Raw genomic sequence first — 13,664 nt, forward strand, 5'->3', positions numbered from 1 at the left:
TAGTTCAAATCTTTCTCGATGAACTCGATTGCAACTTAATCTTTCAAGCACTATTCTGATTTTAAATTGACGTTTACGTAAACTGAATACAAAGTTGATGCATAGGTGTAAAAGCGGTTACCAGTATCAAAGTTAGGTTTGATCAAATAGTGCTCAATGGAACGCACTTAAATAACGAAAGGGAGATCAACTATGGTATCGGAATCGCCTCTGTTGCAGGTAAACGATATTTCATTGGCTTTTGGTGGGGTGAAAGCTTTAACTGACGTGAGCTTCCATGTGAATGAAAAGGAAATCTTTTCAATCATTGGTCCAAACGGTGCAGGTAAAACCTCAATGCTCAATTGCATCTCTGGTCGATACACACCAAACAAAGGCTCTGTAATCTTCGCTGGAGATGATGTAACCAAACGAACACCTAGCCAACGAGCTGAGTTAGGGTTGGGAAGAACCTTCCAAAACTTAGCGCTCTTTTCTCATATGTCAGTACTGGACAACATTATGGTTGGCCGACATCACCTACTAAAAAACAACTTCGTCACGGGGCCACTGTATTGGTTCTCTAACGCACAGAAAGAAGAGATGGCGCACCGCAAGTACGTGGAAGACGTGATCGATTTTCTAGAAATCCAGCACATTCGCAAAGCCACCGCTGGCACACTTTCTTACGGTTTACGTAAACGTGTAGAACTTGCTCGTGCCATTGCCTTAAAACCTAAGTTGTTGCTGCTTGATGAACCGATGGCAGGCATGAACTTGGAAGAAAAGGAAGACATGGCGCGTTACATCATGGATTTAAACGAAGAGTTAGACATCACCATCATCATGATCGAGCACGATATGGGCGTGGTGATGGATATCTCTAACCGCGTATTGGTGTTGGATTTTGGTAAACACATTGCGATGGGCGAGCCAGAAGAAGTGATGGCCAACCCACATGTGAAACAAGCGTACTTAGGCGAAGAGTTACCGACATTAGAGGAGAGTGCATAATGGCACAGCAACATAATGATTGGGCAGATATAACCCGCTTAGATACCTTTCCAAAAGTGTTGCAGCACAATGCCAAGAAATGGCCCGAGCAAGTCGCAATGCGTGAAAAGGAGTTTGGTATTTGGCGAGAGTTCACTTGGCAAGATTATGAAAATCGAGTGAAGTGGATGGCTCTGGCACTGCAAGATTTAGGTGTTGGTGAGCAAGACGTTGTTGGTTTGCTGGGTGATAACCGCCCGGAATGGGTATGGGGCGAGTTGGCCGCACACGCGATCAAAGGTTTCTCGCTGGGCATCTATCAAGATTCTATGCACGAAGAGGTGGCGTACCTCATCAATTATGCCAAAGCAAAAGTCGTGGTTGCGGAAGATGAGGAGCAATGCGATAAGCTACTTGAGCTCGGTGATGAGATCCCAAGCGTAGAATTCATTATCTATTGTGACCCGCGTGGAATGCGCAAATACGACGACCCACGACTTATCGACGTTGAAAAGGTCTATAAAAAAGGTCAACTGATCGACAAAGCGGATCCCGATAAATATCTCAATATGGTTGCGGCAACCAAAGGCAGCGATCTTTCGATTCTTTGTACCACGTCGGGTACGACTTCCAAACCAAAATTGGCTCAGCTACACAGCGGCACTTTTTTAGATCACTGTGCGGCTTATTTGCGTGCAGACCCGCGCTCTCCAGGCGACAACTACGTTTCTGTTCTGCCTTTGCCTTGGATTATGGAGCAGGTGTATGTGGTTGGTCAGGCGTTGATTTCTCGTCAAATCGTTAACTTCGTGGAAGAACAAGAAACCATGATGTCTGACTTGCGCGAAATTGGTCCAAACTTCGTGCTGCTTGCGCCGCGAGTGTGGGAAAACATTGTGGCAGACGTGTCTGCGCGAATGATGGATTCCACACCGTTTAAGCAGAAGATGTACAAACTGGGCATGAGCTTAGCCAACAAAGCGTTAGAGCAGGGCAAACGTTCAAAACTCGCTGAATGGATTTTGCTACGTGCTCTGCGTGACCGCTTAGGTTTCTCGAATCTAGCATCTGCGGCTACCGGTGGTGCGGCGATGGGACCTGATACTTTCCGTTACTTGCAAGCGATCGGTGTACCACTCAAGCAGCTTTACGGTCAAACCGAAATGTGTGGTGCGTACACCGTCCACCAAGCCGATGACGTGGATTACGATTCCGTCGGTGTCGCGTTTGACAATGCAGAAGTGAAAGTCATCAACCCAGACAGCAATGGCGTGGGTGAGATTATCGCGAAAAGTACGGGCATGTTTACTGGCTACCTGAACAACCAGGAAGCGTATGACGAAGACGTACAAGACGGATGGATGCACACGGGTGATGCGGGTTACTTTAAAGACTCAGGTCACTTGGTGGTGATTGATCGTCTGAAAGACATGTCGGAAACCAGCCATGGAGACCGTTATTCGCCACAGTTTATTGAAAACAAACTCAAGTTCTCGCCGTTTATTGCAGAAGCCGTAGTGGTGGGCAAAGGTCGACCTTGGCTATCCGCCATCATCTGCATTCGCTACGCGATTGTTGCGAAGTGGGCAGAGCAGCGCGGTTTGGCATTTACTAACTACACCAACTTATCCGCTCAACCAGAAGTGTATCAAGCGATTCGTGAAGAAGTGCTGAAAGTGAACGAATCACTGCCGGATGCACAGAAGATCAGCAAATTCATTCTACTTTACAAAGAGCTGGATGCCGACGATGGCGAGCTAACTCGTACGCGTAAAGTGCGCCGTGGTGTGGTTGCGGAGAAATACGGAGACATCATCGAAACCATCTACAGCGACGATCCAAAAGTCGATGTGGATACGGTGATCACTTATCAGGATGGCACCAAAACACGCATTCAAACGTCGCTAGTGATTGAAACGCTTATTGAACATGAGCCAACACTGGTGGATAGCGAACAACGGAGGATCGCATAGTGAATACGGATTTATTACTGCAACTCGTCATTAATGGCGTGATCGTTGGCATGTTGTATGGCGTGGTCGCCATGTGCTTTGTACTGATATACAAATCGACTCAAGTGGTCAACTTTGCTCAGGGTGAGTTCTTGCTGATTGGCGCATGGGTATGCTGGGCGGCGCTCGTTCATCTGCAACTGCCATTTTTTATCGGCTTTTTACTCACGCTTGCGTTCATGATGGTGTTCGGTATTGCGGTGCAAACCATTGTGCTCAGGCCCTTAATCGGTGAGCCGATTATCTCGGTGATTATGGTGACCATCGGTCTGTCCATGTTCTTCCAAGCATTGATGAAATGGATATTTGGTGTCTCGGCCGTATCGTATCCGCAAGTGTTCGAAACAAACGTGGTGAATATCGGTGGTTTGAATGTTGAGTTTGCTTACATTCTGAGTTTGATCTTCTCAATGTTCATCATGGGCGCGTTCTACTGGTTCTTCAAATTCAGCAAAATGGGTCTGGCAATGCGCGCAACGGCATTTAACCAGCAAGTCGCGCAGAGTCTTGGCATTTCCATCAAGAAAGTGTTCGCCATCAGTTGGGCTATTTCGGCCATGGTATCTGCAACAGCAGGGATTGTTATCGGGATCGTTAACGGCGTATCTGACGCGCTATCCATTATTGGTATCAAAGTTTTCCCTGCCGTTATTTTAGGTGGCTTAGATTCTGTAGTCGGCGCAATTGTCGGTGGTATCACCATCGGGGTGCTAGAGAACTTAGCTGAGTTTTTTGATAGCCAATACCTGCAAGTGGGTAACCTTTATAACATTGCACCGTTCTATGTGCTGTTAATCATTCTTGCCTTCAAGCCATACGGCCTGTTTGGTACCAAAGATATCGAGCGTATTTAAGGAGAAATAACATGGCTCAACTTAGCATGCGCCCATGTGGGGATTTTCGAACCACATACAAAAGTGATACGCCAATTTTTGAAACCAAAACCATTAGAAGCCTAGCGATTGTAGGTGTGATCGCCATGTTGGCTGCGCCTTTGGTATTGGATATCTATTTTCTTAACCTGTTTATTCAGATTGCGTATCTCGGAATCGCGGCGCTGGGCTTAAACATTCTGGTTGGTTTTACCGGACAAATTTCCCTAGGTCATGGCGCGTTTTTTGGCTTTGGTGCCTTTGCATCGGCTTGGCTGAATAACCAGTACAACATTCCAGTCGTGTTTGCGATTCCGCTCGCGGGTTACTTAACCATGATTGTGGGGATGCTGTTTGGTCTGCCAGCCGCGCGAATTAAAGGTTTATACCTCGCGATCGCGACTTTGGCTGCGCAGTTTATTTTAGAGGACTTCTTTGCTCGTGCAGACTGGTTCAGTGGCGGCTCATATGGTGCTGGTGCAAATCCTATCAATCTGTTTGGCTTTGAGTTTACGACCGATGAAAGCTTCTTCTACATTGCTTTGTTTGCGCTGATCTTTATGTACATGTGGGCATCGAACTTGATCCGTTCTCGTGATGGTCGCGCGTTTGTCTCGGTACGAGATCACTACCTGTCGGCAGAAATCATGGGTATCAACCTAACCAAGTATCGTCTGCTCTCATTTGGTGTGTGTGCATTCTATGCAGGCATCGGGGGTGCACTCTACGGGCATTATTTAGGTTTCGTATCAGCAGAAGGTTTCACCATCATGATGTCTATCCAGTTCTTGGCAATGATCATCATTGGTGGCTTGGGTTCCGTCAAAGGCACATTGATGGGCACGATATTTATCGTATTACTGCCAGAAGTGTTGGAGTTTGGCGTGACGGGGTTGGCTGCGTTTAGCAATAACACTTCGTTCGTTGATGGGCTTGCTTACTTCAAAGAAATGGCGATCGGCTTGGTCATCATGCTGTTCCTTATTTTCGAACCTCAAGGGTTATCGCATCGCTGGCAACAGATTCGAGCATATTGGAAACACTATCCGTTCTCATATTAACGTGGAATTAAGTGGAATATACCTCAATAACAAGGACAACGAGTTATGAACAAAGGACATTTAGCGACAACGTTGGTGCTATCTTCGGCACTGTTTACTACCGCCACTTGGGCAAAAGACTCTGTATTTGTCGGGCAATTGGTCGACTTTTCTGGACCAACAGCCTACGTGAGTAAGCCTTATGGTTCTGGTGTGCGAGACGCATTACGCTGGATCAACCAAAACGGTGGCATTAACGGTACTGAGCTCGAATTTGAAACGGTAGACATGGCGTATAAAGTGCCAGTAGCCATTTCCAACTACAAACGTTGGGTGGCGCGTAAAGACATGGTTGCGCTACAAGGTTGGGGCACGGCAGATACCGAAGCACTCATCTCGTTTGTGACCAAAGACAAAGTGCCAGTGTTCTCTGCCTCTTATTCAGGTCACTTAACGGACCCAACCGGCAAGAACCCAAAAACCGCGAAACCAGCGCCTTATAACTTCTTCTATGGTGCGTCGTACTCAGATGCGTGTCGTGCACTAGTGAAGTGGGCGAAAGAAGATTGGGAATCAAAGGGCAACCAAGGTGCGCCGAAATTTACCCATATTGGCGATAACCACCCATTCCCGAATGCGCCAAAAGAAGCGTGTGCAGAATATGCTGAAGAGCTTGGTTTTGAGGTACAAAACCCAGTCGTTGTGTCACTCAAACCGGGTGATTTCAAAGCACAATGTCTGTCACTCAAAGAGTCTGGCACCAACTACGGTTACATTGCCAATATCGGTAGCTCGGTAATCTCACTCGTGAAGTCTTGTAATACGGTTGGTACAGAGTTCCAGTACATGGCGAACATTTGGGGCGGTGACAAACCAGTACTTGAAGCGGCGGGCGATGGCCTTAAAGATTATGTTTTTCCTGGCATGACGGCGTTTTGGGGAGACGATAACGAAGGCATGAAACTGGTTCGTGAGATTTCTAAGCAGTCTGAATCAGAGCCTGGCGAGTTTAGAACTCACCACTACATTCGCGGCATTTGTTCTGCGTTCTACATGAAAGAAGCGATGGAGTGGGCGAAAGACAACGGTGGCATCACGGGTGAAAACATCAAGAAGGGCATGTATGTCCATGACAACTGGGTCCCACAAGGCTTAGAAGGTGTTTGTGTACCTGCGAACTGGAAACCGGAAGATCACCGTGGCACAACAACCGTGAACGTGTTTATGGGTAACAACAACGGCGGCGCAGTTGATATTAAGAAAGTATCTCAGGTGACATTGTCACGTCGTGACGATTGGCTAGGTTACTAATCGACGACTTATTAATAACAAAGCTTACTGAAAATAAGGATGGGTGAGAGAACACTCTCACCCTAGCAAGGAGTAGCTTGATGGCTGAATTAGCAACGAATATCGAACCGGCAGAAATACTGCTTTCAGTGAACAACATTGAAGTCGTCTACGACGAAGTAATACTAGTACTTCGCGGTGTGAGCTTAGAAGTTCCAAAAGGGCAGATAGTGACCTTACTGGGTGCCAACGGTGCGGGTAAATCAACGACGTTGAAAGCCATTTCTGGTTTGTTGAAAACCGAAGATGGTGAAGTGACGCGCGGCGAAATCAACTTCATGGGCGAGCGCATAGACAACAAAAGCCCGGAAGAGATCGTCCGTTCGGGCATCTTCCAAGTGATGGAAGGGCGCCGAATTGTTGAAGACATGACGGTGATAGAAAATCTTCGCTTAGGCGCTTACACGCGCACGGACAACGAAGTTGAACAAGACATCGAAATGGTGTTTGATTATTTCCCTCGCCTTAAAGAGCGCACTGGTCTAGCGGGTTATTTGTCAGGTGGTGAGCAGCAAATGCTAGCGATTGGTCGTGCACTGATGGCTCGTCCAAAAATGATCTTGTTGGATGAACCTTCGATGGGGCTTTCGCCGCTATTGGTGAAGGAGGTGTTCAGCATTATTAACAAGATTAATAAAGATCAAGGCATTACCATGCTTTTGGTTGAGCAGAATGCCAACTTTGCCCTTCAAGCGGCCGATTACGGTTACATCATGGAATCCGGCAAAATCGTTCTGGATGGCAGCAAGCACGAACTGCTAAACAATGAAGATGTGAAAGAGTTCTACCTTGGCGGCGGCGATGAAGATCGCAAGAGCTTCAAGAATCTGAAATCTTACAAACGTCGTAAGCGTTGGTTATAAGGAGCAAGGATGAACGAACTATTTGATGCGAAAGAATCGTTGTCTCCGCAGGCACGAGAAGAATCGCTGTTTCAACGTCTGCCAACGTTGATTGAAAATGCAAAAGCCAACAGCGAACATTATGCGACGCATTTTGCTGAGTTAGATCCTACATTGGCGAATAATCGTGAAGGGCTTACCCAGTTTCCAATTACGCGCAAATTCAATATGCCAAACCAGCAGCAACTTAAACCGCCGTTTGGTGGTTTAAATAGTGTTGCGATTGGTCAGATGGCGCGTGTATTCCAATCACCGGGGCCGTTGTATGAGGCACAAACGGATGAGATGGATTTCTGGCGTATGGGGCGCGCGTTTCACGCGGCTGGATTTAGTGCGGGCGATTTAGTGCATAACACGCTCTCTTATCATTTCTCGCCTGGTGGATTTATTATGGATGGTGGCGCAAGAGCTTGTGGCTGCGCGGTATTTCCGGCGGGTGTCGGGAATACCGAAGCACAAATTGAAGCGATTAAACAGCTGCAGCCAACGGGTTATACGGGCACGCCTTCTTACTTGCTGACGTTGCTACAAAAGTACCAAGAGAAATATGGTGAGTCGCCGAGTTTTACCAAAGCGCTGGTCTCTGGTGAAGCAGTCACTGCAGACATGCAACAGATGTTTGAGGACAAAGGCATTGCAGTCTCTCAAGCCTACGCAAGTGCTGAGCTTGGTTTGATTGCTTATCAAGTCACAGGCGAGCAAGGCTTGGTGATTGCCGAAGATATTATCGTTGAAATCGTTAATCCTGATGGCATTCCTGTACAACCGGGAGAAGTCGGTGAAGTAGTCGTGACATCGCTCGATGAGAAGTTTCCGCTGATTCGCTACGCAACGGGAGATTTATCGGCATACCTAGAAACGGGCTCGGGTTCGCCACGCACGAATGCGCGAATTAAAGGCTGGATGGGGCGTGCGGACTCAGCGGTGAAAGTGAAAGGCCTGTTTGTTTATCCGCATCAGATCCAAGAAGTCTGTCGTCGCCACGATATTAAAGGTTCTTTGAAAATTGAGCGCGATGGCTTCAACGATACCATTACTTTCTGTTGTCATGATGTGCATGTATCAGCAGAGGACATTCAAGCAACACTACAGTCAGTCACTAAACTGAAAGGCAATGTCCAGTTTGTACCGAACCAAGCGGAGCAGCCGTTAATCAATGACCTGCGCAGTTAACCCATCATTGTAAAACGAATTTATAAAAAGCTAACAACGTAAAAATCAAAGGCTAGGAGAGGGGATACCACATTGCGCTGCGTATCCCTTTATTTTTTACTACCGCAATCAGGGAGCGGGTAAATGAAACAGGCACCAATGATTAACACACAATTCTGGGATGATTTGTTTATCCGAGGCACTATGCCTTGGGATGCCCAATCGACACCTCAAGAACTCAAGGACTATCTCGACAATTCACTTCATGTAGGCCAGTCAGTGTTTATTCCTGGGTGTGGTGCCGCTTATGAACTGAGCACTTTTATTCAATATGGGCATGATGTGATCGCGATGGATTACAGCCAACAAGCAGTAAAAATGGCGCAATCGACGTTAGGCAAGCACAAAGATAAAGTCGTGCTGGGGGATGTATTTAACGCTGACTCTACGCACTCATTTGATGTGATTTACGAGCGTGCCTTTCTTGCTGCACTACCGAGAGACCAGTGGCCAGATTACTTTGCTATGGTGGATAAATTGCTGCCAAGAGGCGGTTTGTTAATTGGTTATTTCGTTATAGATGATGATTACCACTCTCGCTTCCCTCCATTTTGTTTGCGAAGTGGGGAGTTGGAGGGTTATCTAGAACCGGCGTTTAAGCTTGTGGAATCCTCAGTGGTGGCAAACAGTGTTGAGGTTTTTAAAGGTAGAGAGCGCTGGATGGTGTGGCAGAAAAGCTGCCGTATTTAAACGCTATGGCATCAAATAATGCATATTTTAAAGACAATTATTCTTGTGGTAACGATAAGTGTTGTGAATTGGCGAAGTTGTGAGAAATGTAGATCATGTCCTTTGAAAGCATAAGGATATATAATATGGACAAATCATTTTCTCTCATCGATAAGCCTACCTTCTTAGGCTCACTCTTTCTTTTACTCAGCGTCGTTATACCTTTAATTTTATTTCCCACACAAGGTGCGGATTGGATAGCTTCAGCCAAATTTTTCATGACTGATAAGCTTGGTGTGTTATACCTCGCACTGGGTATCGCAGCAATGTGTTTTATGATTTACACGGTGTTCAGCGATCTTGGCCAAATCAAACTTGGTGAAGCCGACGAGCAACCAGAATTTGGTAACGCCTCATGGGCTGCAATGCTATTTTGTGGAGGTATTGGCGCAAGTATTCTGTATTGGGGGTGCATCGAGTGGGCATACTACTATCAATCACCACCATTTCAGTTGGAAGCAGGCAGTGAAGAAGCCATTCGCTGGGCCGCGACTTATGGTCTGTTTCACTGGGGACCGATCGCTTGGTCAATTTACCTTATTCCTGCTCTACCTATCGCTTACTTTTTTTATGTACGCAAACAACCTGTTTTGAAAATTTCTAGTGCGTTAATGCCTGTATTAGGAGAAAAGCGTGCAAACGGTGGTATTGGCAAGTTTATTGATGTGCTATTTATTTTTGGTATGTTGGGTGGCGCGGCGACAACGCTTGGCTTAGCAGCGCCTCTTATCAACGGTGGTCTACATCATATCTTTGGTCTTCCAAACAATACCTTCAGCCAAGTGGCTGTATTACTTCTCTGCACTGCGATTTTTGGTTACTCAGCGTATGCAGGGCTTGAGAAGGGGATCAAATTCCTTAGTAACATTAACTTCTGGGGTGCGATGGGCTTGTTACTCTTTGTACTTGCCGTTGGGCCAACCGTGTTCATGTTAGAAACGGGCTTAGATTCTATTGGTCGTATGTTGTCTAACTTCTTTGTTATGGCAACCTGGGCGGAGCCGTTTGGTGGTTATGGTGAGTTTACAGATACACACTTCCCGCAAGACTGGACTATTTTCTACTGGGCATGGTGGTTGGTCTTTGCTCCTTGCATGGGATTGTTTGTTGCGCGTATCTCGCGTGGAAGAACGATCAAACAGATGGTCGTAGGTTCGATATTTTACGGTTCTTTAGGTTGTTTCTTATTCTTCATTGTTTTAGGTAACTACGGGTTATCGTTGCAATTGACGGGTGAGCTTGATGTCATCGCAATCCTCAACGAATCAGGCGCACCAGCGGCTATTTTTGCAACGTTAGACACATTACCGTTAGGGCCAATCGTTATTGGTGTTTTTACACTATTGTGTATCATTTTTACGGCGACGTCGTTTGACTCTATCTCGTACATTCTTGCGTCAGTGGTTCAAAATGATGTGACGGAAGAACCGATGCGCTGGAACCGTTTGTTCTGGGCGTTTACTTTGTCTTTTCTGCCAACCGTCCTAATGTTCATGGGAGGTTTATCGACATTACAAACCGCTGCGATCGTGGGAGGTTTACCGTTGTTAGTTATCTCGGTGATGTTGATGGTGTCCTTTGTTCGCGCGGCGAGCCTAGATATTAAACATCAAGCCGAATACGAAGAGCCAACCATTAACATTGAAGAACTGCCGGAAATTGACCCTTGGTCAACAGAGGGAATGGCTTTGGCGAAATTTGAGCGCTTTAAAGACTTAGCTCAACAGGCGGCTGAAGAAGAGCGCGAAGCAATGGCGGCCCTGATGAGCATGCGTAAGAGAATTCGCGCATTTGCCTTAGAGCACAGCTGTGAATCTGGGTTTTCGGACCATCATTTACCAGAAGAGATGCAAACAGAGCTACAGCAACTAACCGAAGCGCTTGAGTTGGCTCAACAGAAGAAACAAGAACTGTCTGAACAAGCCCAAGAATCTCGAATGGAATTTAATCATGTGTTATTAGGCGGCGCGTCGGCAGGTTTAGCAACGTCGCAGGCTTAAGAACAGACACACAAGAGCCGAGTACAAACTCGGCTCTTTTTTGGCGTGGATACCTTACAGTTAAAAATTCTGCTCAGTCAGTGTTAATGCTTATACTATTTTAGGTTGACCATCTGATGCGGTGGCACCGCCGTCTACAGGTAGGTTTACGCCATTAATGAAAGATGCGTCATCACTTGCCAAGAAAGTCACGACGGACGCAATTTCTTCAGGTTCGGCGGCTCGGCCGAGCGCAATGCGCTCATTGAATTTATCGCGGATTTCCTGCGGCCAGCCGTTCGTCATGTTGGTTTTTACTAAGCTGGGGCATACGGCGTTAATTCTTACCCCATCCGCACCATGGTCCAATGCCATCGCTCTAGTAAGGTTGACCACAGCGCCCTTACTCGCGCAATAGAATGCGGCACCCCAGTCACCACCCAAACCAGAAACGGACGCGGTATTCACCATACAACCTTTCGTTTTTAATAGTTCAGGTAACGCAAACTTCGCGCAATAAACGACGCCGTCAATGTTTACACCAGAGATCTTCTTCCAGTCTTCCACACTACCTTCAATCACTGAACCAGGGACATGTACGCCAGCATTGTTTACTAAAATATCCAGTTTACCGAAACGGGTAACAACATCAGAAATTAGTTCTGCGACTTTGTCTGGATCAGAAACATCAATGGAATGCGCAGACACGCGCTGTTTATCAAAGCCCTCAACGGCGTTTGCCAACTGCTCTTCATTCCAATCGGCAAGAGCGACGTTTGCGCCTTCTTCATAAAAACGTTTTGCGATGGCCAAACCAATACCATTGGCTGAACCAGTGACGAGTGCGACTTTATTTTTTAATCCTCTCATGCGATTTCTCCTTCGAAACTTACAAAAACGGGATCTTGATTTTTCTCTGTGCGCGGCAACATCAGTTTGTCGTTGTCGCTGTAATCTACGGGGATAGCCACCACTGCTGGTCCTTCAACGTCCATGGCTTTATTCAATGTCGGTAGCAATTCGTGTTGACTAGTCACTGCGAAGCCTTTCGCGCCAAATGATTCGGCGTAGGCCTTGAAATCAATTGGTCCAAATTTCACACCAGAGCAGCGCTGATATTTGTTGATCTCTTGCATTTCTACCATGTTGTAGGCGTTATCAACCCACACAATATGGACGATATTGCAGTTCAGTCTAACCGCGGTTTCTAACTCCATGCTCGATTGCATGAAACCGCCGTCTCCCGATATCGATACCACTTTGCTACCAGGTTTTAGTAGGCTGGCACCAATGGCCCATGGTAGTGCAACGCCCATTGTTTGTTGGCCGTTAGACACCAGCATTTGGCGAGCTCGAAAACAGCTTAAGTAACGAGCGATCCAGATGTGGAAGCTCCCCATATCAAGGCATAGCGTGGTATCTGGTGTGATGATAGATTGCATGGCTTTAATTAGCGCCAGTGGATGAAACCCTTGCTTGTTATAGACATTGGGATAAGCCTTGATCACTTGCCGTTGCAGTGCTACCTCTTCCAGTACTGAAAGTGCCGTTGGGGAAAGGCGAGCATATTCAGAGATATAGCTGCCCATTTTGTCTAATGACTGCGCAATGTTTCCGACGATTTCAACACAAGGTTGATAATTAAGTTGGTATTCTGCTGGTTCAATATCGAGGTGAATAACTGGGTTGCGGTGGCTGTTCCAAAGCTCAGGGTCATACTCTATTGGGCTAAAGCCGATGGTGAGAATTAAATCGGCGTCCCGCAGTAAAACATCGCCAGGTTGGTTATTAAACAAACCGACACGCCCAGCAAAGTGATGATAGTAATTGATGTCTACCGTGCCGGCGGCCTGGTAAGTGCCGACAACGGGTAGCTGCGTATTTTGAAGAAATCGGGCGATAGCAGCAGCGTTTTGACTGCGGCTCGCGTGAAGGCCAAGTAAAACCACACAGCGCTTTGCTTTACTGATTCGACTGACCGCTTCTTCGATTGCTGCGATGTCTGCGCAACCAGGCTGTGTGTAAGGCGAGGGGACAATAATGTCCGTTTGGGTTTGCTCGGATAAAACATCTTGGGGGAGACTCAAAAAGCAAGCCCCAGGACGACCTGACTCTGCGATACGAAATGCGTTCGCCATGATCTCGCTTGCGGCGTCCACATGCTGCACTTCAGCACTGAATTTGGTTATAGAGCGAAAAATACTGACGGTATCCATACTCTGGTGTGTTTGTTTTTGCTGGTCAGTTCGTTTCACCGCACCACCGATAGCAATCAGCGGATCGCCTTCGGAGTTTGCTGTTGCCACCCCCGTAACTAGGTTTCCACAGCCTGGACCTGACGTAACCATTGTAACGCCTGCTTTGCCGGTTAGTCTTCCCATAACGCCCGCCATAAACGCGCCGTTAGCCTCGTGACGTACCGGAATCATTTGGATGTTAGTGTCTTCAATCGCATCGAACAGTCGATCGATTTTTGCACCGGGAATACCGAAAATGTACTTAATGCCGAGAGACTCTAGCTGTTGAGCGATCAACTGAGCTCCATTTTTATTTGAAGGTTTGGATTGCATTTGTTGTCCTTATTATTTGCCTGACT

At 46.8% G+C, this 13,664-nt stretch carries 11 protein-coding genes; 9 read left to right on the forward strand and 2 right to left on the reverse strand.

Annotated features, from left to right (window positions below; genetic code table 11):
- Nucleotides 1-192 precede the first annotated feature (192 nt).
- From D8S93_RS15500 to D8S93_RS15540, 9 genes are all read left to right on the forward strand, one after another.
- A complete protein-coding gene (locus tag D8S93_RS15500) occupies nt 193-993 on the forward strand; it encodes an ABC transporter ATP-binding protein (protein ID WP_005392600.1) in 801 nt (266 codons plus the stop codon).
- A complete protein-coding gene (locus D8S93_RS15505; protein WP_152814124.1) occupies nt 993-2,945 on the forward strand; it encodes a long-chain fatty acid--CoA ligase in 1,953 nt (650 codons plus the stop codon). Before D8S93_RS15500 ends, D8S93_RS15505 begins: the two co-directional genes overlap by 1 nt.
- Nucleotides 2,945-3,838, forward strand: coding sequence for a branched-chain amino acid ABC transporter permease (locus tag D8S93_RS15510; RefSeq protein WP_006741061.1), 894 nt, complete (start codon nt 2,945-2,947; stop codon nt 3,836-3,838). Before D8S93_RS15505 ends, D8S93_RS15510 begins: the two co-directional genes overlap by 1 nt.
- Before the next feature lie 11 nt (nt 3,839-3,849).
- The gene (locus tag D8S93_RS15515; RefSeq protein ID WP_152814126.1) at nt 3,850-4,917 is read left to right on the forward strand and encodes a branched-chain amino acid ABC transporter permease; all 1,068 of its coding nucleotides are present in this window, start codon (nt 3,850-3,852) and stop codon (nt 4,915-4,917) included.
- 45 nt (nt 4,918-4,962) lie between these two features.
- A complete protein-coding gene (locus tag D8S93_RS15520; RefSeq protein ID WP_006741059.1) occupies nt 4,963-6,207 on the forward strand; it encodes an ABC transporter substrate-binding protein in 1,245 nt (414 codons plus the stop codon).
- 80 nt (nt 6,208-6,287) lie between these two features.
- On the forward strand, nt 6,288-7,109 hold the full coding sequence (locus D8S93_RS15525) for an ABC transporter ATP-binding protein (RefSeq protein ID WP_005392594.1): 822 nt from the start codon (nt 6,288-6,290) through the stop codon (nt 7,107-7,109).
- A 9-nt stretch (nt 7,110-7,118) separates the two neighbouring features.
- Entirely contained in the window at nt 7,119-8,321 is a 1,203-nt protein-coding gene (locus D8S93_RS15530) for a phenylacetate--CoA ligase family protein (RefSeq protein ID WP_152814128.1), read from the forward strand.
- Between the two features lie 123 nt (nt 8,322-8,444).
- Nucleotides 8,445-9,050 (forward strand): methyltransferase domain-containing protein, encoded by a 606-nt coding sequence (locus tag D8S93_RS15535; protein ID WP_152814130.1) that lies wholly within the window; start codon nt 8,445-8,447, stop codon nt 9,048-9,050.
- Nucleotides 9,051-9,175: 125 nt separating this feature from the next.
- On the forward strand, nt 9,176-11,089 hold the full coding sequence (locus tag D8S93_RS15540; RefSeq protein WP_048624916.1) for a BCCT family transporter: 1,914 nt from the start codon (nt 9,176-9,178) through the stop codon (nt 11,087-11,089).
- 90 nt (nt 11,090-11,179) lie between these two features.
- On the opposite strand, the gene D8S93_RS15545 is transcribed toward D8S93_RS15540, so the two are convergent.
- Both D8S93_RS15545 and alsS read right to left on the reverse strand, forming a co-directional pair.
- A complete protein-coding gene (locus tag D8S93_RS15545) occupies nt 11,180-11,938 on the reverse strand; it encodes an SDR family NAD(P)-dependent oxidoreductase (RefSeq protein WP_152814132.1) in 759 nt (252 codons plus the stop codon).
- Nucleotides 11,935-13,638 carry an acetolactate synthase AlsS gene (alsS, locus tag D8S93_RS15550; RefSeq protein WP_152814134.1) on the reverse strand — a complete coding sequence of 568 codons (1,704 nt, stop codon included), beginning with the start codon at nt 13,636-13,638 and terminating at the stop codon, nt 11,935-11,937. Before alsS ends, D8S93_RS15545 begins: the two co-directional genes overlap by 4 nt.
- Between the last annotated feature and the right edge of the window lie 26 nt (nt 13,639-13,664).

It is taken from the genome of Vibrio sp. VGrn 2, assembly GCF_009361695.1.
In the GTDB taxonomy this organism is placed as follows: Bacteria; Pseudomonadota; Gammaproteobacteria; order Enterobacterales; family Vibrionaceae; genus Vibrio; species Vibrio diabolicus.